General features: G+C 74.5%; 17 protein-coding genes. 8 read left to right on the forward strand and 9 right to left on the reverse strand.

Features of this window, described 5'->3' with window-relative positions:
• Positions 1–182: 182 nt before the first annotated feature.
• Both WME98_RS46550 and WME98_RS46555 read left to right on the forward strand, forming a co-directional pair.
• Entirely contained in the window at positions 183–1,835 is a 1,653-nt protein-coding gene (locus tag WME98_RS46550; RefSeq protein ID WP_437948051.1) for a hypothetical protein, read from the forward strand.
• Positions 1,836–1,938: 103 nt separating this feature from the next.
• Complete coding sequence (locus tag WME98_RS46555; protein WP_437948052.1) at positions 1,939–2,490, forward strand: GNAT family N-acetyltransferase; 552 nt, start codon at positions 1,939–1,941, stop codon at positions 2,488–2,490.
• A gap of 579 nt (positions 2,491–3,069) precedes the next feature.
• On the opposite strand, the gene WME98_RS46560 is transcribed toward WME98_RS46555, so the two are convergent.
• The 6 genes from WME98_RS46560 to WME98_RS46585 form a co-directional block, all read right to left on the reverse strand.
• Complete coding sequence (locus WME98_RS46560; RefSeq protein WP_437948053.1) at positions 3,070–4,341, reverse strand: outer membrane protein assembly factor BamB family protein; 1,272 nt, start codon at positions 4,339–4,341, stop codon at positions 3,070–3,072.
• A complete protein-coding gene (locus WME98_RS46565) occupies positions 4,328–5,623 on the reverse strand; it encodes a tetratricopeptide repeat protein (RefSeq protein ID WP_437948054.1) in 1,296 nt (431 codons plus the stop codon). Before WME98_RS46565 ends, WME98_RS46560 begins: the two co-directional genes overlap by 14 nt.
• Before the next feature lie 31 nt (positions 5,624–5,654).
• Positions 5,655–9,113 carry a sulfatase-like hydrolase/transferase gene (locus tag WME98_RS46570; protein WP_437948055.1) on the reverse strand — a complete coding sequence of 1,153 codons (3,459 nt, stop codon included), beginning with the start codon at positions 9,111–9,113 and terminating at the stop codon, positions 5,655–5,657.
• Between the two features lie 71 nt (positions 9,114–9,184).
• Entirely contained in the window at positions 9,185–9,661 is a 477-nt protein-coding gene (greA, locus tag WME98_RS46575; protein WP_020736283.1) for a transcription elongation factor GreA, read from the reverse strand.
• 114 nt (positions 9,662–9,775) lie between these two features.
• On the reverse strand, positions 9,776–10,090 hold the full coding sequence (locus tag WME98_RS46580) for a hypothetical protein (protein WP_020736284.1): 315 nt from the start codon (positions 10,088–10,090) through the stop codon (positions 9,776–9,778).
• Positions 10,087–10,947 carry an outer membrane protein assembly factor BamD gene (locus WME98_RS46585; protein ID WP_061627909.1) on the reverse strand — a complete coding sequence of 287 codons (861 nt, stop codon included), beginning with the start codon at positions 10,945–10,947 and terminating at the stop codon, positions 10,087–10,089. The genes WME98_RS46580 and WME98_RS46585 overlap by 4 nt, the downstream gene beginning before the upstream one ends.
• 117 nt (positions 10,948–11,064) lie before the next feature.
• Between WME98_RS46585 and WME98_RS46590 the strand changes: the two genes are divergently transcribed.
• Entirely contained in the window at positions 11,065–12,585 is a 1,521-nt protein-coding gene (locus WME98_RS46590) for a sigma-54-dependent transcriptional regulator (RefSeq protein ID WP_437948056.1), read from the forward strand.
• A 40-nt stretch (positions 12,586–12,625) separates the two neighbouring features.
• Here the strand turns inward: WME98_RS46590 and WME98_RS46595 are convergent, their stop codons facing one another.
• Positions 12,626–14,143, reverse strand: coding sequence for an ATP-binding protein (locus tag WME98_RS46595; protein ID WP_437948057.1), 1,518 nt, complete (start codon positions 14,141–14,143; stop codon positions 12,626–12,628).
• A gap of 262 nt (positions 14,144–14,405) precedes the next feature.
• On the opposite strand from WME98_RS46595, the gene WME98_RS46600 reads away from it, so the two are divergent.
• From WME98_RS46600 to WME98_RS46620, 5 genes are all read left to right on the forward strand, one after another.
• Positions 14,406–15,056, forward strand: coding sequence for a transaldolase family protein (locus tag WME98_RS46600; protein ID WP_061627907.1), 651 nt, complete (start codon positions 14,406–14,408; stop codon positions 15,054–15,056).
• Positions 15,057–15,095: 39 nt separating this feature from the next.
• Positions 15,096–16,622, forward strand: a complete 1,527-nt coding sequence (locus WME98_RS46605; RefSeq protein ID WP_061627906.1) for a methyltransferase domain-containing protein — start codon at positions 15,096–15,098, stop codon at positions 16,620–16,622.
• Positions 16,623–16,803: 181 nt separating this feature from the next.
• A complete protein-coding gene (locus WME98_RS46610; protein WP_437948058.1) occupies positions 16,804–17,775 on the forward strand; it encodes a hypothetical protein in 972 nt (323 codons plus the stop codon).
• 197 nt (positions 17,776–17,972) lie between these two features.
• Positions 17,973–22,040 carry a hypothetical protein gene (locus WME98_RS46615; protein WP_437948059.1) on the forward strand — a complete coding sequence of 1,356 codons (4,068 nt, stop codon included), beginning with the start codon at positions 17,973–17,975 and terminating at the stop codon, positions 22,038–22,040.
• Positions 22,041–22,240: 200 nt separating this feature from the next.
• Positions 22,241–23,950, forward strand: a complete 1,710-nt coding sequence (locus tag WME98_RS46620; protein ID WP_437948060.1) for a hypothetical protein — start codon at positions 22,241–22,243, stop codon at positions 23,948–23,950.
• Between the two features lie 94 nt (positions 23,951–24,044).
• Here WME98_RS46620 and WME98_RS46625 read toward each other — a convergent pair whose 3' ends face one another.
• Together WME98_RS46625 and WME98_RS46630 are read right to left on the reverse strand one after the other, a co-directional pair.
• Positions 24,045–24,287 carry a hypothetical protein gene (locus WME98_RS46625; protein ID WP_236644703.1) on the reverse strand — a complete coding sequence of 81 codons (243 nt, stop codon included), beginning with the start codon at positions 24,285–24,287 and terminating at the stop codon, positions 24,045–24,047.
• Between the two features lie 53 nt (positions 24,288–24,340).
• The gene (locus WME98_RS46630; RefSeq protein WP_437948061.1) at positions 24,341–25,621 is read right to left on the reverse strand and encodes a hypothetical protein; all 1,281 of its coding nucleotides are present in this window, start codon (positions 25,619–25,621) and stop codon (positions 24,341–24,343) included.
• Positions 25,622–25,645 lie beyond the last annotated feature (24 nt).

Raw genomic sequence — 25,645 nt, forward strand, 5'->3', positions numbered from 1 at the left:
CTACGCGAGCACGGTCGGGCAGGAAGAATGCAGCGAGCGCCGCTGGGGCGATCGATGGGCGCCTGCAAGAGAACGGCACCGGGCGAAAAGGAATGATTCGTAGCGAAGAGTGCGCCAGATCGGGCTGGAGACGCGGGCGCGAGAGTCGTGGTACAGGGGAGCGACCTGCTCGACGAGGCATCATGGAAGCCAATTTGCGCCCGATCCCGCCGCCGCACGACGAAGACGACGAAGACGTGCACTGGGCGCTGTCGACCGCGACCGCCCTGTGGGGGCGCGGCGAGCGTGAAGAAGCGCTGAGGTGGCTGCGCCGCGCCGCGGAGCAGGCCTCGGATGCCAACGCCGACCTGCGCGCCCTCGAGCTCTTCAAGGCGGCCGCGGAGGTGGCGCAGAAGATCGCGGTGACCGAGGAGGATCCGGGCTCGGCCACGGCCACGGACTCGCCGCCGGCGATCGGGAGCGCGCCGAAGACGCCCTTGAGCGCGCCGCCTCAGGCGTTCGGCGCGTCTCCTGCCACGGCGAGCGCGCCGCCGCCGAGGCCGGGCGCGTCGGGAGCCGGGTCCCTCGCGGCGCCGTCGCGACCGCCGAGCGCGGAGGGGGGCCGGGGCGAGCGCAGCGGCCAGAGCGTGCCGCCGGCCCCCGCGTCGCCGGCCGTGAAGCGGTCGCCGTCGGTCCGCGCGCCTGCCGGCGATGCGCCGGCGGGGCCGATGACCTCGGCGATGGCGTCGTCCCGCGACGCCGGCCCGCCGCCCAGGCCCGTCGGAGGGCTGGGCCGCGCGGTGCCGCTCGGGGCGGGGCGCGACCCCGGGGCGGCGAGCTCCGTGGCCGTACGCGAGGCGACCCCGACGCAGCTGTCGCCCGCCGCGCGCGCGGCGGGCGCCGGGGCGGGGCTCCCGGGGCGTCCCGCTGCCGGACCGCAGGCGGCCGGAGCGGCCGGCCGTCCTGCCGCGATCAAGGCGCGGCCGATCGCCAGCTTCACGGGGCCGACCCACGCGCGGGTATCGTCGACCACGGCCGTGACCGAGGAGTTCCCGGCGGTCAAGCTCCCCGTCGCGGGCGCGTCGGCGGACCAGGAGCCGGGGGAGGGTGCGTCCCGCGCCGAGCCCCAGAGCACGACCGGGGAGCAGCTCGCGGCGGACGGGGAGGCCCCGCCCGATCAGCGCGAGACGGTGCCGACGGCCATCGCGGTGGCCTCGGCGGCACGGCGGCAGGCGAGCCCGCTGCTCGGCGCGAGCTCGTCGCAGGAGGCGACCGAGCGGCGCCCGCGGCTCTGGTCGGACGACGAGGGCACCACGCGCCGGCCGCTGACCGCGCAGGAGCAGCGGGTGCTCATGGAGCACCGGATCGAGGACCTGGACGAGGAGACGCCGATGCTCGGCCTGGAGCAGGCGGGCGACGGCGAGCCGTCCGCCGCGGCTCCGGCGGACGCGCCCGAGGCGTCCGAGGATCGCGCCGACTGGACCGAGGCCGAGCCGGACGACGACGACGCGGGCGCCGCCTCTGGGGATCAGCAGGGTGAACCGACGCTGGCCGGGGGGCCTCCGGGGGCGATGCAGGCGCGGCCGTCCGAGGGGGCGGCGGTGGACTCGGCGTGGAGCGATCCGCCCTACGAGGGCGAGTGGCAGGCGCCGCCGCCGCGGCTGCCCGCGTCGCAGATCGAGCCGCTGCCGGCGCTGCGGATCGCGGTGATCGGCATCTCCAGCACGGGGGAGCTCCGCCTCGTCCCGATGGACGGGCGGAACGCTCCGCCGCGGGGGGCGGCGCTCGGGATCCTCGTCCCGCTGAGCCCCGGGGACGGCGAGACGATAGCGCGGCTGCTCCAGCTGCGCGGCTGAGGTGCCGCGGCGCGCGGGCGATCGGCAAGAAGTGGGGCATCCCGGGCGATGGCGGTAGCCTCCGGGGATGCATGACGAACGGACGGCACCGAAGCGCATCCGCGTGACAGGACTGCAGGAGGCCCAGCTGCCAGCGCTCGCCGCGACGGAGCAGGCCTGCACGGCGATGTACCACGAGATCGGCTTCGACGCGGCGGAGGTGCCGGCGCGGACGGTTGCCGACATCATCGCGCTGACGCGGCAGCACGACGTGCGCGTGGCGGAGGCGGACGGCGAGGTGGCCGGCTACCTGGCGTGGCGCGACGAGGCGCCCGGGGTCGCGTACCTGGAGGAGATCTCGGTGCATCCGGACCACCAGCGGCGAGGCATCGCGACGCGGTTGCTGGCGGAGCTCCACGAGCGGGCGCGGGAGCTCGGCATGGAGCAGATCGTGCTGAAGGTCAGGGAGCGGGCGAGCTGGGCCCAGGCGTTCACCAAGAAGGCGGGGTTCGCGAAGCTCGGCGATGACGCGCCCGCGAAGGTCCGCGCGTGGCGGAGCGAGCAGGAGGCCGCCGGAAGGCCGCTGACCCGAAGCGGCGAGGTCGTGCTCTGGGCAGCGATCCCGCCGAAGGCCGCGGAAGCGCCGGACGAGGACGAGGCGGCCGCGGACGGCTGAAGCTGCTGGCGGCGGCCGGTGGAGGGCCGTCGTAGGCGGGGTGTGCCCGGCAGGCGTGGACGCCGGGGCGCGGTGGGGGCGGTCGCGGCCGCCGGGTTCGCCGGTACGGAGCGGGGCGGCGTGCGCCGGTGGGGGCTCGTTCGGGCGGGTTGCGCTCCGCCGGGGGTCGGTCGACGGCGCGAGTTGACATAATGTTTCTTATGCGATCCGAACACGGTCCTGAGGGCAGGGGGCTGGAGCTCGATTTTGCGGGTCATTTCGGGCACCTGGCGTCGATTTCCGACCTCAACCCGGGTCAGCCTCCTCGCCGCCGCCGACCTCAACCTGGGTCAGCCTCGCCGCCAGGTCGGCCTCGCCGCCCCGACCTCAACCTGGGTCAGCCTCGCCGGCCTGACCTCAACCTGGGTCAGCCTCGCCGCCAGGTCGGCCTCGCCGCCCCGACCTCAACCCGGGTCGGCGCTCCAGCGCTCCAGGACACCCGCGCACCACAACGCACTGCGTCATCCGTCAGCCCTACAGCACCCAGCGCCCTGCCGGCCCTTCGACCCCAGAGCGCCGCGCTCGAGCCTGAACGACTGCTCAGCCTTTGGGAAGCGGTGGCGTTTCGACGTCGAGGCTGAGCAGCGCGCCGCCGTTCGTCAGCACGAACGCGCGCCGGCCGTACGCGGCCGGCGTCATCGCGATGCCGCCCCCCGTCTCGATGCCGTCGATCACCGCGCCGTCCAGCGGCGAGAACAGGAAGATCCCGTAGCGCGTGGTCGTCACCAGCAGCGCCCCCGCGAACGGCACCGGCGCCGAGATGCCCCCGTCCGGCAAATCCCGCCGCCAGATCGTACGGCCGTCCTCCGGGTCCAACGCCCACAGGCCCGTCAGGCCCGACGACGCGAGCAGCACCTTCCGCTCGGGCACGATCGGACCGCCTCCGCTCCGCGCCGCGTGCGCGGGCTGATGCCACAGCACGAGCTCGGTGACGCCGACCGCCGCCTCGTTCACCCAGGCCCGGGTCCCGTTCTCGGCGTCGAGCGCGAACACCCCGCCCGCGTAGCCCGCCACGAAGACCACGTCGCCCGAGGCGATCTGGCCAAAGACCGGCGTGGTGTCCGTATCGAGGTACTTCGGCGTCTGACCGCCCGCGCTCTGCTCGGCCTCAGCCGCCAGATCGACGAGCGCCCACTGCTCGGACCCGTTCTTGAGGTCGTACGCCATCACGACCCCATCGGAGAACGCGGTGTAGACCTTGTCCCGCCCGAGCGCCGGGCCGGCGTGCCCGGAGATCTCCATCCCGAACGCCGGCGTCCGATGCTGATACCAGCGCATCGCGCCCGTCTCCGCGTCGAGCGCGATCAGCGTGTCGTTCGAGTTCGTCACGTAGAGCACGCCGTCGCGCAGCACCGGCCGCCGCGCGACCTTGGCGTTGGTCATGAAGCGGTAGACCAGCTGGCCATCCGAGGCGCGCACCTTGTAGAGCGCGCCGTCGTTCGAGCCGAAGTAGACCGCGTCCGACGCGGCGTCGTAGAGCGGCTCGCTCTGCACAGGGCCGAGCGTCTCGAACCGCCAGAGGACGTCGCTCGTGTCGGCCCGCACCGCGTACAGGCCGTGATCGCTCGACCCGACGAAGACGCGCCGGTGCGCCGCGTCGATCTCGGGGCGGCCGCGCTCGTAAGCCTCGCCGACCTTGCGCGCCTCGGCCGTGAGCTCGCGGCGCTTCGTGATGCCCAACGCGCTCCCCGGGTGGTGCAGCCAGAGCGGCGCATCGGGCGCCGCGGCGACGCCCAAGTTGCCGCAGCCGCCGAGCGACGCGAGGCCCAGCCCGAGGAGCACAGCGCCCGCGGCGCGGCTAGTGCGGCGCATCGCCCGCCTTCTTCTCCGCGTTCTCGCGCGCGCGGCGGAGCAGCTGCTCGATCTCCTCCGGCGTCATCGTCTGGCCCTTCGGGCCGCCGAACGCGGCGCGGGGCGGCACGGCGGCCGGGTCGATCTTGCGCAGCATCTCCTCGACGACGGCCTCGAGGAACTGGAAGGAGCGGCCCTCGGTCGAGGGAGCCTGGAGCTTCTCGTGCGCGCTCTTGAGCAGCTCCTTCGCCTTCTCGCTGTCGCCCTTGGCCAGGTGGATCCGCGCCTGGTGGTACAGCGCGAGCTCCTTGTAGCCCTTCATGTCGATCGCCTCGAGCTCCTTGAACGACGCGAGCGCGCCGTCGAGGTCGCCCTTGCCCTCCCGCGCGAACCCGATGCCCTCGATGGCGCGGCCCTTCACGTCGGGATCCGCCCCCGCGAGCGGCGACGAGACCACGGCGCTGTACGCTTCGAGCGCGCGGTCGTAGTCCTTCTTGTCGAGCAACACCCCGGCCTGCCCGAGCTTCGCCAGGAGCGCGGCGCCGCTGCCGCCGTGGTCGTCGATGACCTTGTTGTACGCGGCGAGCGCGGTGTCCGACCGCTCGCCCGCGGACTTGAAGGTCCTCGTGACGTCGAACTCCTTCTCCTCCTCGCTGCGCGTGTCCTCGGCGAGCACCCTGCCCCGATCCGCGGCGACGGCCGACATGAGCGCCGACGTCGAGACCGCGTCCTTCTTTTCGGTGCGCGACAGGTAGAACAGCACGCCGCCGGTCGCGACCAGCGCCGCCAGCACGCCCCACTGGACGACGTGGAAGTTCTTCTTGATCCACCGGCCGGCGCCGGTCGTCATCCGGCTGAGCGCGTCCTCGACCATCTCGCCCGGCAGCAGCTGGACAGGGCGGCGCCCCGCGGCCTGCTCCCGGCGGCGCGCGAGCAGCTCTTTCGCGCGGGCGTTCTTGTCTTTGGGCAGCTCCTCGCCGGCAGCCTTCTTCTTGCGGCGGCGCGCGGTGGCCTCGTCGCGGCGGCGGGCGGCGCGGTTCGGCGCCGCCGGGGCCGCCTCGTCGCTCGCAGCCTCCGCCGGGGGCACCTCCTCCGGCTCGCCCACGCCGAGCGCCTCGGCGACGCGCTGCGCCGCCTCGTCGTCGCTCTCGTCGGCGCCGGCCTCCCTCACCGGAGCGCCGCGCGGCGGCCGCGCCGGGGCCGCCTCCGCAGCCCCGCCCTCGTCGCCATCGCTCCGCGTGGCTTCGTCCTTGTCACTCCCCGCGGATTTCTCTTCGGCCTGCTCTCGGTCCTTGTCCGACACGCGGCGGACTCTAGTCTTGCCGCCTGCGGCGTCAATCTGGCCGGTGAGCCGCAGGCGCTTCGTCCGCCGAGCGCGGCGGCGGCGCCGCCTCGTCGCCGGCGCCGCCAGCTGCGCCCGGCGACCAGGGCGCAGGCGGCGGGGGCGGGATCTCGTCGCTCAGCGGGACGACGGCGCACGCCTGCACCTCGACGTTCTGGGTCGCGTACACCACGAAATCGGCGTAAGCGCCCGGCTGCGCGCCCGTCGCGGGCGGCAGCGTCGCGAACGCCTCGGTCGGCTCGCTCCCCGGCGGGATCGCGAGCGTGACCGCGCGCTCCGCGTCGAGCTCCGGCGCGCTCGCCGGGACGATCGACGCGCCGTCCCGCTTCGGCGGCCGCGCGCCGCGCCTGGGGCTGCCGAAGCGCACCTCGCCGGGGCGGCCGTCGTCGGTCCGCGCGCGACAGAGGACGCGCACGCCCTTGCCGTTGCCCGCCTTCGGGATCACGACGCCGAGCCCCACCCCGCTCTTCGCGAAGCGGCGCAGGCGGCCGAGATCGCGCTCGCGCGGCCCGCCGAGCAGGTCGAGGATGTCGGCCCGGAGCGCCAGCCCGAGCCCGCCGGGCAGCGGATCCGGCGTGCCGAGCATGCGCAGGAGCGGCGCCCGCAGCTCCGGGCCGGCGCCGAGCTTCACGAGGGCCTCCGCGATCGCGACGCGCGCCGTCTGGTACGGCTCCTGGCCGAGCCGCTCGGCGAGCGCCGGCCGCGCGGCGTCCTCGCCGATCGCCGCGAGCGCGGCGGCGGCGTACGGGCGCAGCCGCACGTCGCCGAGCGCGGCGATGAGCGGCGGCAGCGCGGCCTTCACCCGGATCTTCGCGAGCGCGTCGACGATCTCGCGCGACCGCTCGAACGACGTCGCCTCGCCCGCGCCTTCGCCGCCGTCCTGCTCCGGGCCGCGGACCACCTGCCGCAGCCACGCGACGAGCACGTCGTCGCCGCGGCGATCACCCGACTCCGCGAGCGCGAGCGCCGCGAGGCGCCGCCACTTGCGATCGCGATCGACCACGAGATCGCGCGTCAGCGGCGCGCCCTCGCCGAGCCGCGTGAGCGCGAGCGCCGCCCACCGCCGCACCTCGTCGTCCTCGTCGCGCACGAGCGCGAGCCGCAGCGACGGCGCCGCCTCGGAGCGGCGCAGATCGAAGAGCACCTCGCCCGCCTTGCGGCGGATCGCGACGTCGGCGTCGTCGAGCAGCGCCGCGACCTCGACCACCGCGTCGGCGTCGCCCGCGATGCCGCGGCGGAGCGCGTCGGGCCAGCCCTTGCCCTCCTTCCTCAGGCCGCGGACCTCGTAGCGCCCGTGCGACGCCTCGACGGCGCGCAGCTCCGACCGCATCGCGCCGAGCTCCGCGGGGCGCAGCGCGGAGATGTCCTGCTGCTGGCGCGGATCGGTCGCCACGTCGTAGAGCGCGCACGCGCCGATCTTGCGCGCGCAGACGAGCCGCAGCGTGCCCTTGGCGAGCAGCGTCTGCGTGTCCGTCTCGGCGAACGCGAAGCCCGGGAGCGAGGGCGGCCCGCCCGGCGGCGCCGCCTTGCCCTGCTCGGCCGCCGCGTCGCCGGCGGCCAGCAGCGGCCCGAGATCGGCGCCGCGCACGCGCGCGGGCCGCGGGATGCCGAGCCCCGCGAGCACCGTGGGCAGCAGATCGACGAGCTGCACCGGCGCCCGCACCACGCGCGGCGAGAGCAGGCCGGGCGCGCTCACGATGAGCGGCACGCGCGCCTGCTCCTCGTACACCGTCGTGCCGTGGTAGCGCCCGCCGTGCTCGCCGAACTCCTCGCCGTGATCGGCCGTGACGATCACGACCGCCTCCGGCCGCTCCTTGCGGATCTCGTCCACGATCGCGCCGACGCCCGCGTCCGCCACGGCGATCTCGGCGTCGTAGCGATCGATGTCGCGATCGCCGAGCGGGTGCTCCGGGTGCGCCTCGTACGGCTCGTGCGGCTCGAAGAGGTGCACCCACATGAACGCGCGCTGCTCCGACCCGAGGCCGGAGAGGTAGCTCCGCACCTGCTCCAGCCGGAGCGCGGCGCTCGCGAACTCGATCTTCTGGTACTCGAAGTCGAGCGCCCGATCGCGCAGCGCGCCGAAGCGCTCGCCGTCGATGAAGAACACCGCCGGCGGGTAGAAGCCCGCCGTCTTGTAGCCGTAGCGGCGGAGGTGCTGCGCGAACGTCTCGGAGTCGTCCCCGAGCCCCTGCAGCACGAGCGGGCGGATGTACTTGCCCGTCATGAGCGACGAGACCGCGTACGACGTGTGCGGCGTCGGCGTGTACGCCGCCTCGAAGCGCACGCCCTCGGCCGCGAGGCGATCGAGGTTCGGCGTGATCTTCCTCTCGTAGCCGTACGCCCCCACGTGGTCGGCGCGCAGGGCGTCGATGCTGATCAGCACGACGTCGCGCCCCCGCAGATCGATCGCGTTGCCGCTCGCGCGCTCGTCGAGCGGCGCGGCGTCGAGCGGCTCGGGCGGCGACAGCACGGCGGCGAGCTCGACCACGTGCCCGAGCAGCGGGCCGTGCGCGGCGTAGATGAGCCGGATGTTGTCCGCGAGCGCGAGCCGGTCCGCCGCGCCGGGCGCGAGCGCGGCGCCGAACGCGAAGAGGACGAGGGCGAGCGCCGCTCGCACGAGCCTCGGCGAGCGCCGCTCGCGCCCGTCGCCCCGGCCGGACGGCCGCGTGGGCAGCGCCGGCGTCGCGAAGGTCGCCGCCGCGAGCGTGAGCGCCGCGAGCCCGAGGTGGAAGGCGGCGTAGAGGCGCGGCAGGACGCGCACGTTCGCGACCTCGAGCAGGACGACCGCGCAGGCCGACGCGAGGACGAGCCACCGGCCGGCCCCCGCGGCGCGCGCCCGCTTGAGGGCGCGCGCCACGCGCGGCGCCGCCGCGAAGGTCGCGCCGGCGCCGAGGAGCGCGAGCGCCGCGATGAACGGCGCGCGCCGGCCGCCCTCGAACATGCGCCCGGCCGAGACCCCGAAGGCCACCGCGCCGCCGAACGCCCCGGCGAGCAGCGCCGCCGCGACGCGGAACCCCCGGCGCTCGGCGCGCATGGCGATCTCGAGCACCGCGCCGAGGACGGCGGCGCACGGCGCCGCGGCCGCGAGCGCGAGCGGCAGGAGGTCGCGCACGGCGCGGCCGAGCTCGTAAGGCCCGAGCAGCTCGCGCCACCGCAGGACGCCGACCACCAGGAGCTCGGCGAGCGCGAGCGCCGCGAGCGCGAGGTAGGCGTCCGCCATGCGCCACCCGATCTCGGTCTCGAGCTTGCGCGGCGGGGCGTCGGAGCTCCCGCTCGGGAACGTGGCGCGGCCAGGCGCCGGCGCCGGCGTGGACGCGCGCGCCGGCCCGGACTGCAGCCGCGGCGCCGACGGCGCCCGGTGCCCGGGCGCTCCCGGCGCAGCGCCTGCGAGCCCGTCCGCGGCGGCGGCCGTGTCAGGCCGGCTCCCGTGGGCGAATCGACCGGGGGGCACGGACCCCCCGGGAGGCCGGCCGGCGCCCCCATGGCCCCGCGGGCGCATCGGAGCGGCGCCGTTGCGATCGGTCATGCGTAGGAGACTTCGAGGATCTCGTAGGTGCGTGGACCGGCCGGCATCATCACGCGGACCTCCTCGCCGACCTCGTGGCCGAGCAACGCGCGCGCGAGCGGCGAGGCGATGGAGATGCGCCCGACCTTGAGATCGGCCTCCTCGGGCCCGACGATCTGGAAGCTCTGCTCCTCATCCGTGTCCACGTTGGCGAGCTTGACCTTGGCGCCGAACTGGACCTTGCTGCCGCTCAGCTTGGACGGATCGATGACCTCGGCGCGCGAGAGCGTCTGCTCGAGGTAGCTGATGCGGGCGACGATCATGCCCTGCCGCTCCTTGGCGGCGTGATACTCGGCGTTCTCGGAGAGATCGCCGTGCTCCCGGGCCGTCCCGATGTCCTTGACGACCTGCGGCAGGTCGATCTCTTTCAGCCGTCGCATCTCTTCGCGGAGCCGCGCTTGCCCCTCGGGGGTCATGGGTACTTTCTCGGACATGGTGGGGACGCTTTTAGCATGGCTCCCGGCCGGTCGACGACGGCGCGAGACGCGCCGATCGCGGATAGCGCCGGCCGCCCGGACCGCAGCGCGCCCTGCCCTGCCCCCGCCGGACTACCCCCGCCAGCGCACGATCTTCCGCGGAGGCCGCCGCGCGTGGGCGTCCGCTGACTTCGTCGCGCTCCGGACGAGGGCCGCCGCGGTCCGGGAGAGCTCCTCCGGGCGCGGGCCGCCGTGCGGGACGGCCGCGGCGTCGACCGTCGCCGTGGCCGCGCCGGTCGCCTCGGCGAGCCGCACCTCGACCGGGACGTCCGCGTCCGGGAGCCGCACGACGCCGCGGTAGACGAACTCGCCCGGCGCGCCGCCGGCGTCGGCCTGCTCCAGCACGTAGCGAGCGCCCGAGGACGGCCGCCCGACCGCCTGCGTCACAGCTGCGGCCCCGAGCGGGCCGGGCCCGACGCCGCCTTGGCGGGCGCGCGGCGCTGCCCGCCGGGGCCCATCTCGTCGAGGAACCGCCGCGCGGTCACCGCGAACGGGCCGCCGAAGTCCCGGATGACCGACTCGAACACGGCGCGCGCCTCGTCCGGCTTCTTCATCTTGAGGAGCGTCTCGCCCTTGAGCACGAGCGCCTCCGCGTCGAGCCCCGAGCCTGGGAAGGTCCGCAGCGCGTAGTCGATCCGCGCGATGGCCGCGTCGAACACGTCCTCCTTGAGGTAGTAGCGCGCCACGTAGAGCTCGTGGCGCACGAGCCGCCCCGTCACGACCTCGAGCATGTAGGCCGCGTCATCGCGGTAACGGCTGCGCGGGAACTGCCGGAGGAAGGTGCGGATCTCCCGGTGGGCCTCGATCGTGGTCGCCTGATCGCGCTCCTCGGCCGGCGGCAGGAACACCGTGTCGTCGATGTCCAGGAAGAGCGACTTCGCCATCCGGTACTTCGCGTACTCGACGTTCCGATCGGTCCGGTGCTCCTGGATGAACGCGCGGTACGCCGAGATCGCCTCGGGGTACTTGCCCTGCTCGAACTCGAGGTCGGCGATCCTGAGGTCGGCGAGCCGGGCGTAGCGGCTGTACGCGAAGCGCCGCTTCACCTCGGAGAAGAGGGCGCGCGCGTCCTCCCAGTCCTTGGCCTCGAAGGCGGCCATGGCCTCGTTGTACGCGGCCTGCGCGTCCTCGGTGTACGTGAGGGTGGCGGTGCGGCCGTCGTTGAGCTCGAAGTCGCAGCCCACGAGCCCGCCCAGGGCAGCGAGGCACCCGGCGAGGGCGAGGACAGCGGCGGTGGGTCTCATCGTGCACGCCTCGTACCCAATCCGGCGCCGGCGCGCCAGGGCTTCCGCCGTGGGCCGGGCGCGCGCGCCCTTGCTCCCGCGTCGTGGCACCCGGGGGAGCTGGGGTATGGTCGGCCCATGCCCGCTTCCCCTCCGGCGCCCGCGCCAGCGGCCCCCACCCCGACGCTGCACCCGGGCGGCGCCGCCTCGCCCACGGTCCTCATCGTGGACGACGAGCGCAACATCCGCCGCACCCTCGCGCTCGTCCTGCAGGGCGAGGGCTACCAGGTCGCCGAGGCCCCGAGCGCCGAGGCGGCGCTGGAGCTGCTCGCGCACGGCGACACCCCCGTCGACCTCGCCCTGGTCGACCTGCTCCTGCCCGGCATGAACGGCCTCGACCTCCTCCAGCGCGTGCGCCAGGACGACGCCACCCGCGAGCTGCCGGTCATCGTGATCAGCGGGCACGCGACGGTCAACGACGCGGTGAAGGCCGTCAAGCTCGGCGCCTGCGACTTCTTCGAGAAGCCGCTCAACCGCGAGCGCGTCCTCGTGGGGGTCAAGAACGCGCTGCAGAACTCGCGGCTCGCGCGGGAGGTCGAGGACCTGAAGGCCCAGGTGCAGTCGCGCTACGAGATGATCGGCCAGAGCGCCGCGATGCAGCGGCTGTTCAAGGAGATCGATCGCGTCGCGCCCACGAAGGCGAGCGTGCTCATCACCGGCGAGAGCGGCACCGGCAAGGAGCTCATCAGCCGCGCCATCCACCGGCTCTCGCCGCGGGCGCGGGGCCCCTTCGTCCGGGTCAACTGCGCCGCGATCCCGCGCGAGCTCATCGAGAGCGAGCTCTTCGGCCACGAGCGCGGCGCGTTCACCGGGGCGAGCGGGCCGAAGCGGGGCTTCTTCGAGCAGGCCCACGGCGGCACGCTGTTCCTCGACGAGATCGGCGACATGGACCTCGCCGCCCAGGCCAAGGTGCTGCGCGCGCTGCAGTCGGGCGAGATCTGCCGCGTCGGCGGCGAGCACAGCCGGCACGTCGACGTCCGGGTGCTCGCCGCGACGAACAAGGACCTCTCGCGCGAGGTCGCCGCGCTGCGCTTCCGCGAGGACCTCTTCTTCCGCCTCGCGGTGTTCCCGATCAAGAGCCCGGCGCTGCGCGACCGCATGGAGGACCTGCGCGCCCTCGCCGACGCGTTCATGGCGGCGTTCTGCAACGAGAACGGCTTGAAGCAGAAGGCGATCGATCCGGTGGTCTACGCCGCGCTCGAGCGCCGGAGCTGGCCGGGCAACGTGCGCGAGCTCAAGAACGTCATCGAGCGCGCCGCGATCCTCTCGGGCGACGTCGTCACCATCGCCGATCTGCCGGAGGATCCGCACGAGAACCCGTTCGAGGACGACGCGCAGGCCGCCGCCGGGGAGGGGCCCTGCGCGCCGCCCGCCCCCGGCGCGGCCGAGCCGCCCGCGGGCGCGGCCCGGAGCGAGCCGGAGCGCCCTCGCCTCACGCTGCGCGAGTTCCGCGATCGGGCCGAGCGCCGCTACATCGTCGAGGTGCTGGCCAGCCTCGACTGGAACATCTCGCGCGCGGCCGTGCTGCTCGGCGTCGAGCGCACGAACCTCCACAAGAAGATCCGCGCGTACGGCATCAAGCGGGGCGAGGCGCCGTAGCGCCGGCGCCCGCGCCTCGCGACGCGGCCCTGCTGCCCCGCTACGCGGCCCCGCCGAGCGCCCTGCGGACGGCGCGGAGGAGCGACTCGGCCGTGAACGGCTTGCCCAGCACCGCGGCGTCCGGCCGGGCGGCGAGCGCGTCGCCCGTGTAGCCGGACATGAAGAGCACCCGCATGTCCGGCCGCTGCTTCACGAGGCGCTCGGCGAGCTCGCCGCCGGACATCTCGGGCATCAGCACGTCGGTGAGCAAGAGGTCGACCCGCCCGCGCTGCGCCTCGCAGACGCGCAGCGCCTCGCGCGGGCCGCGCGCCGTCAGCGTGGTGTAGCCGTGCTGCGCGAGGATCCGGCTCGCGAGCGCGACCACCGCGTCCTCGTCGTCGGTGACGAGCACCGTCCCGCCGTCGCCCCGGCGCGGCGCGGCGTGGGGCGCGCGCCCGCGCCGCGAGGCCGACGGCCGCGCCGAGAGCGGCAGGTAGATCTCGACGCGCGTGCCCTCCCCGGGCTGGGACGCGAGCTCGATGAAGCCGCGCCACTGCTTGACGATCCCGTACACGGTGGCGAGCCCGAGGCCGGCCCCCTTCCCCCTCGGCTTCGTCGTGAAGAACGGCTCGAAGGCGCGCGTCCGCACGTCGTCGCTCATCCCGCTGCCGGTGTCGCTCACGACGAGGCGCGCGTACCTGCCGGGCGGGATCGCCGGGTGCGCCTCGTGCAGGCCCCCCGCGGCGCCGACGCGGACCGCGCGCGCCTCGATCGACAGCCGGCCGCCGTCCTGCATCGCGTCGCGCGCGTTCAGCGCGAGGTTCATGACCACCTGCTCGAGCTGCCCCGCGTCCGCGAGCACCCGGCACCCCGAGGGGCCGAGCGCCATCGCGAGCTCGACGCCGCCCCCGACGGCGGCGCGGAGCGCGCCCTCCATGCCGCGCACCACGTCCCGCAGATCCAGCACGACCGGCTGCGCGAGCCCGCGCCGGCTCACCGTGAGCAGCTGCCGCGTGAGCGACGCCGCCCGCTGCGCGGCGCCCTTGATCTCGGCGAGATCCTTCTGCACCGGGCTCTGCTCGTCGAGCTCCTCCATGACGAGGCTCGTGTAGTTCAGGATGATCGCGAGCAGGTTGTTGTAATCGTGCGCGATCCCGCCGGCGAGCCGCCCGACCGCCTCCATCTTCTGTGCCTGGCGCAGCTCTTCCGAGAGCTCGCGCCGGCGCTCCTCGGTGGAGCGCGAGGACGACAGATCGACGATCGCCCCGGTCACGAGCCGCTCCCCGCGCCCCTCCGCGAGCGACTCGGTCCGCATCACGCGGACCGTCGATCCGTCGCGGCGCGTGAGGCACGTCTCGATCGCGCTCGCCGGCGGCGGCTTCCCGCCCGCGCCGCCCGCCACGCACCCGCCGAGGACGAGATCCGCCGCCGCGAGCGCCTCCTGCCGCGAGCCGTAGCCGAGCAGCCGGGCGAGCGCCTCGTTGCAGTCGAGGAGGCGGCCGTCGAGCGAGGCCACGTAGAGCCCGGCCGGCGAGCAGGACGCGAGCAGCGAGCTGTGCAGCAGTGGGCTGTGCTCCACCGGGTCTCTCGACGACGATCGTCCGCTGCTCATCGACGCGCTGTCCGTGCCGAAACGTTCAGCCGGAGGGAGATCCCCGACTCCCCGAAATGAAGCGCGGACTCCCCTCGACTGCAACGCCGTTCACGCCGGCAACGTGCGCGCGTGGCGGGCGGACCGGGCCGCTCTGCCGCGCAGCGCAGCGCGGACGGTTTCTCCTTCTCCGTCCCGCCGAACTGGCCTAGACCCCGCCGGGGCTCGGGCGAGCCCGCAGGAGCGCGGCATGTTCTTCCTCGACAGCTCGAACCCGGACGAGATCAAGGAGATGTTCTCCTGGGGCGTGCTCGCGGGCGTGACCACGAACCCCCTCATCCTCTCGCGCGACGCGGGCTGCGTCGACCTCGAGCGGCGCATCCGCGAGGTGCTCTCGGCGTCGGCCGGCCCGGTGTCGGTCGAGCTGACGAGCGAGACCGAGGCGGCGATGCTCGAGGAGGCCCGCGGCTACCACGCGTGGGCGCCCGAGCGGATCTGCGTCAAGGTGCCGTTCAGCGACGTCGGCCTCAAGGTGACGCACGCCCTCGCGAAGCGCGGCGTGCGCACCAACGTCACGTGCGTGATGAGCTTCAACCAGGCGTACCTCGCGGCCCTCGCTGGCGGCGCGTACGTCTCGATCTTCAGCGGGCGCATCCGCGACATGGGCTACCCGGCGGCCCCGGTCATCGAGCGCACGCGCGCGCGGCTCGATCGCGAGCGGCTGCGCGCCGAGATCATCGTGGGCTCGATCCGCCACCTCATGGACGTGAACGAGGCGCTCGACGCCGGCGCGCACATCGTGACCGTGCCGCCGGCCATCCTGCGGAAGATGCTCCACAACCCGAAGACCGAGGAGACGATCCGCGAATTCAACGCCGCCTGGGAGAAGCGTGCTAAGTAGCCGCGCGTGAACGCCGAGCCCGGCCGCGCGCGAGGAGACGTGGAAGCTCGAGGGCCGCGCCCCCCCGGAGACCCGAGAGACGAGGACACCGCCGGCCCGCGCGCGCCGCTCCGCGCCCCGGCGGAGGCCCCCGCCGGCCGCAAGTACGCGGTCGAGGAGGTGAACCGGGCCCTCGTGGCCGTCGCCGGCCGGCCCCGGACGGTGCTCGACGTCGGCTGCGGGATCGGGCTCAACGGCGCCGCGGTCAAGCGCACGGGCGCGCGCGTGACCGGGATCGAGATCGCGCCCGCGTCGCTCGCGCGCGCCGGCGAGGCGCTCGACGAGGTCCTCGCCGCCGACATCACGAGCGACGCCGCCGTGCGCGAGGCGCTCGGCGACCGGCGCTTCGACCTGATCCTGTTCGCCGACGTCCTCGAGCACACCGCCGATCCGCTCGCCGTGCTCTGCCGCTTCCTGCCGCACCTCGAGGAGGACGGCCACGTCATCGTCTCGCTCCCGAACGTCGCGGCGTGGCCGGTGCGCCTCGGCCTCCTCGCGGGGCGGTTCGACTACGCGCCGAGCGGCATCCTCGACGACTCGCACCTCCGCTTCTTCACCCGCGCGTCGGCGCTCCGGCTCGTCGAGCGGGCCGGGCTCGAGGTGCTCCGCGTCGAGCAGAACCCGATGCTCGTCCGCGCCGCCAAGGAGCTCATCCTGAGCGGCCTCGGCGCGGGCGACGACCCCACCGATCTCGCCCGCTCGCTCCCCTACAAGGCCTACCACGCGCTCGTCCGCCCGCTGGAGGACGTCGTGGCGAGCCGCGCGCCCGGCCTCCTCGCGTTCCAGCACGTGATCGTCGCCAGGAAGCCGCCGCGCCCCCGCCGGATGCGGCTCACCGTCGGCATGCTCACGATGGACGAGGAGGAGAGCGTCGGCGCCATGATCGGCGAGATCAGGAAGGCCGCGCCCGACGCGGAGATCCTCTGCGTCGACAGCTCCACGCGGGACCGGACCCCCGAGATCGCGGCCAGCCTCGGGGCGCGCGTGCTCCGCCAGGTGCCGCCCCGCGGCCACGGCCCGGCGATGGAGCTCCTCATGTACAGCGCCGCGGCCCGGAGCGAGCTGCTCATCTACCTCGATTGCGACTTCACCTACCCCGCCGAGAACATCCCGGTGCTCCGGCGGCTCGTCGAGGAGGAGGGCGCCGACGTGGTGAACTGCGCTCGCACGCGCTCGCGGCCCGCGGCCATGCCGGTCCCGAACTACCTCGCCAACCGCGCCTTCGCCGCCATGGCGCACGCGATGCACGGCATCCCCACCTCGGACGTCCACAGCGGCATGCGCGCTTACCGCTGCTCGGTGATTCGGGCGTTCGATTTCGACGGTGAGGGGGACGCGCTGCCCATCGACACGCTGCTCTTCCCGGCCAAGTGCGGCTATCGCGTGGTGGAGATGCCGATCGACTACAACGAGCGCGTCGGCACCTCGAAGCTGCGCAAGCTGGCTGGCACGGTGTGGACCATGATTCGCCTCCTGCGCGCGCTCCCCGTGGGCGACCGCCTCGGCGATCGCTACGAGCGTCGCTAGGCGTCCCCGAGCGCGCCGCCCGGCGTCACCGCTTCGTCGCGCAGCAGCGATGAGGCGGTGACAACGCGGTGCGGCGTCCCGTCTCCCGCGTGGTCATCGCATTCCCGGCGCCTATACTCGGCATCTTTGAGTCGAGAGGAGGCGAGAGATGCGATTTCAGAAGGTAGTTTGCGTACTAGGTGTGTCCGCGCTGACGGGCGCGGCGGCTGCGGCGGGCTGCGGTGGCGACGACGGCGGGGGGACGAGCTCGAATTCCTCGGGGGCGACCGGCGGCGCGACCGTAAGAGACTGCTCGCAGAAACACCCGGTCTGCACGGCGGTCGCCTCGGACTGCGTCGCCGTCCATGACAATCGGGACGCGACCACGTTCGGGCTGCGCATGGCGCAGCTCACGATCACGAAGCCCGACGTGCTCGCGATCGGCTATGTCGCCCGCCTCGTCGCCCAGGGCCTGACGATCAATCTGCCCCAGTGTAATCTGAACGGCACGGGCACCTTTTCCTGGCTGCTCGAGTTCGACAAGGCGAACGGCAAGCTGCGCACCGGCGGCGCGAAGATCGCGGACGACCCGCTCGAGGGGTACTGCTTCGCGAACATGTCCGTGGGCGAGTTCGAGATCGCGCCGACCGAGATCGACGCCCCCGTGGGCGACGACGGCGCGTGGAGCGGCGAGGCCGAGACCCTCAACGTCCCGATCTTCCTGGAAACGAGCCCGGATCCGATCATCCTACCCATGCACCAGGTGCGGCTCACCGACGCGACGCTGTCCGCGGACAACAACTGCATCGGCCGGTACAACGTCGAGGGGCTCGACCCGATGAACGCCTGCCTCCCCGGCCAGGACGGCGACCCGCCGGCGTTCATCAACGGCGGCAAGCTCGCCGCCTTCATCACGCTGGAGGAGGTCGACCGGGTGATCGTGCCCGACGTCAACCAGAGCCTCTGTGTCGTGCTCTCGGGCGATATCGTAAAATACGGAGCCGGTGGGGCACCCAATACGTGCAAGCGCGACGAGGGCGGCCAGATCGTGCTCAAGGGCGACTGGTGCAGCGCGACGAACTCGCCTGCGACGGACGACTGCGCAGACGCCTATACGCTCGGCGGCGAGTTCGCGGCGAGCGCCGTCAAGATCAACGGTCTCTGCCAGCAGTAGCGCTTGCGGGCGGCTCTCCGGGGAGCGTACGCTTTGTCGTGGCGTCCTGACGCCCGCGCCCAGCGGGCTCGGCGCTGCGGGCCGCGCTCCTCGGAGGGTTCCTTATGCCCCGCGTCATCAAGCATTTCTCCTCCATCCTTGTGCTCCTTGTCATCGCCGGGTGTGCCGCTTCGGGCGGCGGGTGCTCCGGCTGTGGAATGACACCCCTCCCCGCCGGCTTCAAGCCCGCGGACCGCATCGAGAACGCCGGCTCGGCGCGGCTCACGCAGTCGGGCATCGAGTTCCTCGAGCAGAACCTGGGCGTGCTCGGGCGCGCGCTGCTCGGCGGCGGAGACAGCGGCGTGATCACCTTCTCCATCCCGAAGTCCTCGGGCTCCGTGGCCGCCGGCATCGTCGATTACACCCTCTGTCCCGGCGGGGCCGATCCGGCGGCGACCCCCCCGGCGTGCGTGGCCGAGATCGACGCGGGGGGCGCGGCGCTGCAGATCCAGCCCAAGACGCCGCACAACCTGGTCATCCGGGGGCCTCTGCCGGTGCGGATGCAGCGGCTGCCCATCTTCCTCGACGGCGGCATCCTTGGCGAGAGCACCCAGTACGTCACCCTCAACGGCAACGACGCGTGCCCGCCCGACGAGCAGACCTTCACGAACATCGATGTCGAGGTCGACCTCTCGATCGAGATCGACGTGAACCCGCAGCACTCGCGGCAGGGCTACTCGCGCGTCAAGGTGAACCGGCTCTGGATCGACGAGGATCAGCTCGAATCGAGCCTGCACCTCGACTGCGGGGGCACGTGGGTGGGCGATGCCCTCGATTTCGTGAAGCCGATCCTCACGAGCTTCATGGGATCCATGTCCGACGCCCTGAAGGGTCAGCTCGACCAGCAGCTCTGTCTGAAGGCCGATCCGACGCTGGATCCGGCCTGCCCCGACGGCACGAACGCTATCGGCGGGGTCTGCCGTTACGGCACGCACGCGACCGACGAGTGCGCCTCGATCCTGCTCGGCGTCGAGGGCCACCTCGACCTCGGCCAGCTGCTCGCGAGCATCTCCCCCGGCACCCAGGGCGGGTTCGACCTCCTGCTCGCCGGCGGCGGCATGGGCGAGCGCGACGACGGCTCGGATCTCGCGTGGGGCGACCTCAACCCCATCGGCAACGGGGTCACCCTCGGCCTCTACGGCGGCGCCGAGCCGCTGCCGACCTCGAAGTGTGTGCCGCTGTCGGACGTCGAGCTGCCCGCGGGCATTCCGATTCCGGATGAGCTCGTCGCCAACACCGTCTCCGGCTGGCCCGGCGACCTCCCCGGCCCGCACGTCGGTCTCGCGATCTCCGAGCGGTTCGCGAATTACGCCATGAACGGTCTCTACAACAGCGGACTGCTCTGCCTCGGGATCTCCACGGAGACGGTGCCTCTCCTCAACTCCGGCACGCTGGGGCTGCTCGCGGCGTCGGCCAAGGACCTCGCGCTCCAGCGCGAGTCGCAGCAGGTCGCGCTCGTCATCCGCCCGCAGGCGCCGCCGCGGGTCACCTTCGGCGACGGCACGGATGCCGTCGATGATCCGCTGATCCGCATCCAGCTCGAGCGGGCGAGCTTCGATTTCTACATCTGGTCCCTCGACCGGTTCATCCGGTTCATGACCGCGACGTTCGATCTCGATGTGCCCATGAACCTCGCGGTCACCCCCGAGGGGCTCACGCCGGTGATCGCGACGATCGGGGTCACGAACGGCGAGGTGACGAACAGCGCGCTCCTCCGGGAGAACCCCGGGTCGATCGCGGAGGCGCTGGGGAGCCTCCTCGGCAGCCAGGTCGGGCAGCTGATCGGCAGCGGCCTGCCGGCGATCGATCTCGACGGGCCGCTCGCGCCGCTCGGGCTCTCGCTGATCCTCCCGGAGTCGGCCGAGGGGGCGGGCTCCCCCGGCCTACGGAAGCTCACGAAGGGCCAGGACCACTACCTCGGCATCTTCGCGTCGTTCGCCACGGCGGCGCAGCAGCGCTCAATGCAGAGCGAGACCCAGGCCGAGCTGAGCCGCAAGGAGGTGCGGGCCGAGGGGCTCCGCCTGCCGACGATGACCCGCGACAACGGGCCCACGGCGCGGCTCGTCATGAGCTCGCCGCTCGACGACGGCACCCGGGTCGTCGAGTACTCGTACCGCGTCGACAGCGGCGCGTGGCGCCCGTTCACGCGCGAGCGCATCGTCGACCTGCGCGACAACTGGCTGCGGCTCCCGGGGCGCCACCTGATCTCGGTGCGATCGCGCGTCGCGGGCGACCCGCTGTCGCTCGATCCCACGCCAGCGACCGTGGAGATGGTGGTCGACGTCGATCCGCCGGTCATCTCGGTCGGCGCGGCGGTCGACGGGTGGGCGCCGCTCGAGGTGCGCGACGGGGTGTCGGACGCCGAGCGCGCGAAGGTGCGCGTGCGGCTCGACGGGGGGCCGTGGTCGGCGTGGTCGACGGCGGCGGAGATGCGGTCGGTGGACGTCGGCGGCGCCGCCGACATCGAGGTCGAGGCCGTGGACGAGGAGGGGAACCTCGGCACGGCGCGGCAGCCGATCCTCCGCGGCCGCTTCCCGGTCGACCCGTCGGCCGGCTGCGGTTGCGTCGTGGCCGGCGGCCCGAGCGGCGGTCCGTCGGGCGGCCTCTGGCTCGGCCTCGCGGCCGCCGCGGCGATCGTGCGGCTCGCGCGGCGCGGCGGCGCCCGGCGCGCCGCCGGCCGCGGCGAGGCGCCCGCCCGCGGCGAGGCGCCGACGCGCGCGGCGCCGGGACGCGCGCGCGGCGCGCTGGCCGCGGTCGCCGTCACCGCGCTCCTCGGCTCGCACGCGGGCTGCTCGTGCAGCGACGAGCCGGTCGTGGAGGACCAGAAATGCGTCGCGCCCGACTGCATGACGCTGGAGCACGGCCTCATCGGGGCCTACACCTCGGTCGCGGTCGCCGGCGACGAGCGCACCGTCTGGGTCGCCGGTTACGCGGAGGCCGACTGGCGCAACGCCTTCCAGTGGGGCGACCTCGTGGTCGGCACCTGGGACGGCGAGGCCGTCGCGTGGGAGGCGATCGACGGCGTGCCCGCCGAGCCTCCGGTCGACCCGACCCGGTTCGACGCGAGCGGGTTCCGCGGGGGCCAGACCGAACCGGGCGACGACGTCGGCCTCTGGACCTCGATCGCGATCGGCCCGGACGGCGAGCCGGCGGTCGCCTACTACGACCGGACCCACCGCGGGCTGAAGTTCGCGCAGAAGCAGGGCGACACGTGGGCCGTGAGCTCCGTGCAGCAGGCGCCGAACAGCGACATCGGCCGCTACGCGAAGCTCCTCTTCGTGAAGGGGCTGCCCGTCATCGCCTACCTCGCGATGGAGCCCGGCGAGGACGGCGCGGTCACGTCGAGCGTCCGGCTCGCGACCGGGGAGAGCGCCACGCCCGGGGAGGGCGCGTGGCGGTTCGAGGACGTGGCGACCGACGAGGCGACGCCGTGCCGCGAGTTCCTCTGCGGCGCGGGGACGAAGTGCGTCCGGTCCACGGGGCGCTGCGTGAAGCCGCTCGCGAGCGGCGACTGCGCGCCGGCGTGCGCCTCGGGAGAAGCGTGCATCGACGGCGACGGCTCGCCGGCGTGCGCCGAGATCTCCGACGGGAACCGGACCGAGACGTACCCCGAGGCGATCGGCGACTACATCGCGATGGCCCCGGACGACGCGGGCGGGTTCGGCCTGGCGTTCTACGATCGCATCCGCGGCGACGTGGTGATCGCGTCGCGATCGGCGGGGGCGTGGGAGACGCGGATCGTGGACGGCGCGGCGCCGGACGGGACCGACACGGGCGACGTCGGCATGGGCGCGTCGCTGTTCATCGATCGCGCCGGCGACTGGCACCTCGCCTACGCGGACGGCCGCTCGGAGGGGCTGCGGTACGCGCGGGTGAAGGGCGGCGAGGAGGTCGAGGCGCCCGAGGTGGCGGACGACGGGCTCGGGATCGAGGGCGTCCCCTTCGCGGACGGGCAGCACCTCGTCGGCGACGACGCGAGCGTGTTCGTGACGGCGGCCGGCGAGGTGCGCATCAGCTACCAGGACGCGACGAGCGGGACCCTGCGGCTCGCGATCGGGACGAAGAGCGGCGACGGCCACAGCTGGCTCGTGCAGGAGATCGAGCAGGAGGGGTTCGCGGGCGCCTTCTCCCGGATCATCGAGGTGGACGGGGAGCTGCTCATCGCGAACTGGTGGCGCGTCGGCGGCCAGACCACGAAGGGCGACGTGGCGCTCGTCGCCCCCTGAGCCCCCGCCAGGGCGCCGGGCCCCGGCCCGCGCGGGCGCGGGGCGCCGCGCGCATCTCCGGCGGGAGCACGCGGCCGGCGGATCGCCCTTGATCCGGCGATCCGCCGACTGGCTATGCTCCGGTCGGCGCGACCAGGGCGCGGTGCGTCCTCTGCAAGGATGTGCAGGCACGGCGAAGCGCCACAGGAAAGGCTTGGACGATGAGAGCGACGGAACGGACGAGCAGCAAGGCGGTGAGCAACGCATCCCCTCCCCCCTCCGGCGGAGCGCAGGCCGAGATCGGCGCGCCGTCGCGGCGCGCCGCGCGCCGGCGGAGGCTCGGCATCCCCTTCCTGTGGACGCTCCCCGCCGCGTCGGCGGTCGTGGCGTTGCAGCTCGTCGGATGCTGGCCGCTGTCCTACTCCGAGGATTGCGAGGACGACGCCCGGTACTGCCCCCCCGCAGCGACCGGGACCGGCGGCAACGCGCCCGACCCGACGTGCGACCCGGATCCGACCCAGGACGCGAGCACGGTGACGGAGCGGTGCGCCGTGTTCGCGAGCGCGGACGCGGCGTCTGACGGCGACGGGACCAAGGCGCGGCCGTATGCGTCGCTCGCCGAGGCCATCGCGAACGCGAACGGCAAGCGGGTGCTGGCGTGCTCGAGCGGCGTGTTCGAGGAGAGCGTCACGGTCAAGGCGCCGGTCGAGGTGATCGGCGGCTTCGACTGCACCGCGGACTGGACCTGGAGCGAGCAGGCGCGGAGCGCGATCGAGGGCTCCGCCGACGAGGTGGCGCTCACGCTCGCGGAGGACGCGGGCGGGGTGAAGGTCCGGAGCTTCACGATCCGCGCGGCCGACGCGACGAAGCCGGGCGGGTCGTCGATCGGCGTGGCGGTCGCGGATATCGAGGCCGAGCTCGTGCGCGTCGACGTGATCGCGGGCGATGCGAGGGACGGCGCGTCGGGCGAGACGTCGGCGGCCGCGCAGAACGGAGCGAGCGCGCCGGCGGACGTGTCGCACGCGTGCGTCGTCGCGGTCTACGGCGGCTTGCCGGGCAAGACGACGTGCGACGACGGCGAGACGAGCGGCGGCGTCGGCGGCCTGGGTGGAAAGCCCGAGGAAGACGAGGGGCGCGGGCAAAACGGCCAGACCGGCACGCCGCAGGTGGATCCCTCGACCGAGGACGGCGTCGGCGGCGTCGGGCACGGGCAGCCAGGCGCGTCGATCGACTGCAGGAGCGGCGAACCCGGCGCGAGGGGCGCCACCGGCGGGGCTGGCACGGGCGGCAGCGACACCACGCTGCAGCTGGCCAGCATCGTCGGAGGCGACGGCGGCAAGGGCGTCAACGGGGCGCGCGGTCAAGGCGGCGGCGGCGGCGGCGGCGCGAAGGCGGGACAGTTCTGCTCGCTCGGCGGAGGGAGTTTCACCGAGGGTGCGGGCGCCAGCGGCGGCGGCGGCGGGGCCGGCGGCTGCGGCGGCAGAGGAGGAGCCGGCGGCAAGGCCGGCGGATCGAGCATCGCGATCCTCAGCCTCGGGACGCAGCTGGCGCTGACCGACGTGACCGTCGCCGTCGGCAAGGCGGGCAACGGCGGCGCGGGCGGGGACGGAAGCCCCGGTGGCGCGGGCGGCACGGGGGCCGACGGCGGCAACCGCGTCACGGCGTCCGGCTCGATCGAGGGCTGCCCGGGTGGCAAGGGCGGGGCCGGCGGCGACGGCGGCCCCGGCGGCGGCGGTCGAGGTGGCCACGCGGTGGGCATCGCCTACAAGGTCACGCCGAGCCCCGCGCCCGCCGAGGTGCCGTTCGACGGAGGCCCGGCCGGAGGCGGCGGTCGCTCCGGGTTCGGCGGCGGCGACAGCAACGCCGGCGCGCCCGGGGTGAGCGGCGCCTGCTGGGACTTCGCCACGAACACGAGCTGCGCGCCGCAGTGAGCCGCGCCGCAGCGCCGCCGTGCGCTCACGGCGACGCCACAGCGCGGCGCCGTCACGCGCTCACAGCGAGCCGCAGCGCGACGCCGTCACGCGCTCACAGCGACGCCGCGCGGATCTCCGTGATCGCGGGGCCGCTCACGCGCGCGCGCTCGGCGGCCACCAGCTCCAGGAGCTCCTGCCGGGTCGCCTGGCCGCTCTCGAGCAGCTCGCGCATCGCGCCGTCCACGTAACCCTTCGCGCGCGCCAGGCGGGGAGCGCTCTCCCCGCCCTCCCGCGCGATCAGCATGTCGTGCAGCATCCGCCTGAGCCCCGCCATCGCCTCGGTCTTCGAGCGCATCGCCATCACCTCGCCCGATCGGCCTAGCGGAGGCGGCGCGATCCGGCCAAGTTTCAGGCGCGCGGCAGCCTGCTGAGCGCGGCGTCCGCGGCCGCGCGCTCGATCCCCGCGAGCGCGACCCCCGGGCCCTTCCGCGGGACGAGGACCACGCGGCAGCGGCCGCGGGCCGCCGTCTCCACGTGGGACAGCCCGAAGTCGAGCGCCGCGCCGAACGCGAACACGAGCGCGCCCATGCCGAGCAGCTCGGGGGAGCCCGCCCGCGCGCCGTCGACGAGCAGCGACACGCCGAGGTACGTCCCCAGCCCCAGCGCGACGAGCCCCGCATAGAGCCCGAGCCGCGGGTAGCGCACCTCGCGCGTCGCCCGCAGGAGCGACTCGACCGGGATGTACGTCTCCTGCTCGCGCAGCGTCCGGCCGAACAGCTCGGTCCGGCTCCGGACGGTCACGCCCCTCGCGCCGATCTCCACCGCGGCCGGCCGGCGGTACCGCAGGAGGAACCGCCCCGCGAGCCGGGCGGCGTGCATCGCCAGCAGGATCCCGGTCGCCGCCAGCAGCACGAGCGCCACCGGCCCGCGCGGCGGCGGCGACAGCTCGCCCGCGAGCCGCCCCGGCGCCCGGCCGTCGCCCTCCGCCCAGCCCTCGTCCCCGCTCGCCCCCGCGCCGCCCTGCGCGGCGTCGCCGCCCGCGGCCGACGCGCCCGGCGCACGGCTCGGCCGCCGGCCGGGCGACGCCGCGTCGCGCAGCAGCGACCGCACGATCGGGTCGCGCACCTCGTCCACCAGCGCCGCGGCCTCGGCGCGCGCGTCCGGCGAGGCGCTCCCCCGCAGCGCGGCCGCGGCGATGATCGCGCCCGCCCGGCCGAGCTGCGGCAGCGCGCCCTGGTCGGCGCGCCGCACCAGCGCGGCGACCGCCCGCCAGAGCCCCGCGGCGCGCTCGCCCAGCGCGGCGTCCAGGGCCGCCAGCGCGTCGACCGAGGTGTACGTCGCCAGCCAGACGAGCGCCTCGGCCACGCGCCCCTCCGCGTCCGGCCCCTCGGGCGGCGATAGGGCGACCCCGCGGGCGAGCAGCGTGGCGAGGAGTACCCGGGTCGCACTCCCCGCGCCCTCGCTGGTGCCGCGCTCGAGCGCCCGGATCACGTTGCCGAACCGGGTCTCCGCGTCGGCGGCCGACAGGCCCGCGCGGTCCACGAGCTCCGCGAGGCCGCCCTCCAGGGTGGTCCGCCGCTCGTCCGCGGCGGCGAAGGCCGCCGTGTGGACGACCCGCGCGAGGTCGTCGCCATGGGGGTGTCCGGCAAGCTCATCGAGCACGGCGTGCGGAGAGTGATCGGGCGTCATCGGCGCGGGCTGGTCGGATTAACT

This window comes from Sorangium sp. So ce296, from assembly GCF_051529605.1.
Classification (GTDB): Bacteria; Myxococcota_A; Polyangia; order Polyangiales; family Polyangiaceae; genus Sorangium; species Sorangium cellulosum_D.

Excerpts from the sequence above, each read along its gene's own strand:
- WME98_RS46550 (WP_437948051.1), top strand. The coding sequence starts at position 183 with ATGGAAGCCAATTTGCGCCCGATCCCGCCGCCGCACGACGAAGACGAC.
- WME98_RS46560 (WP_437948053.1), bottom strand. The coding sequence starts at position 4,341 with ATGCGCCGCACTAGCCGCGCCGCGGGCGCTGTGCTCCTCGGGCTGGGC.
- greA (WP_020736283.1), bottom strand. The coding sequence starts at position 9,661 with ATGTCCGAGAAAGTACCCATGACCCCCGAGGGGCAAGCGCGGCTCCGC.
- WME98_RS46585 (WP_061627909.1), bottom strand. The coding sequence starts at position 10,947 with ATGAGACCCACCGCCGCTGTCCTCGCCCTCGCCGGGTGCCTCGCTGCC.
- WME98_RS46590 (WP_437948056.1), top strand. The coding sequence starts at position 11,065 with ATGCCCGCTTCCCCTCCGGCGCCCGCGCCAGCGGCCCCCACCCCGACG.
- WME98_RS46600 (WP_061627907.1), top strand. The coding sequence starts at position 14,406 with ATGTTCTTCCTCGACAGCTCGAACCCGGACGAGATCAAGGAGATGTTC.
- WME98_RS46615 (WP_437948059.1), top strand. The coding sequence starts at position 17,973 with ATGACACCCCTCCCCGCCGGCTTCAAGCCCGCGGACCGCATCGAGAAC.
- WME98_RS46620 (WP_437948060.1), top strand. The coding sequence starts at position 22,241 with ATGAGAGCGACGGAACGGACGAGCAGCAAGGCGGTGAGCAACGCATCC.
- WME98_RS46625 (WP_236644703.1), bottom strand. The coding sequence starts at position 24,287 with ATGCGCTCGAAGACCGAGGCGATGGCGGGGCTCAGGCGGATGCTGCAC.
- WME98_RS46630 (WP_437948061.1), bottom strand. The coding sequence starts at position 25,621 with ATGACGCCCGATCACTCTCCGCACGCCGTGCTCGATGAGCTTGCCGGA.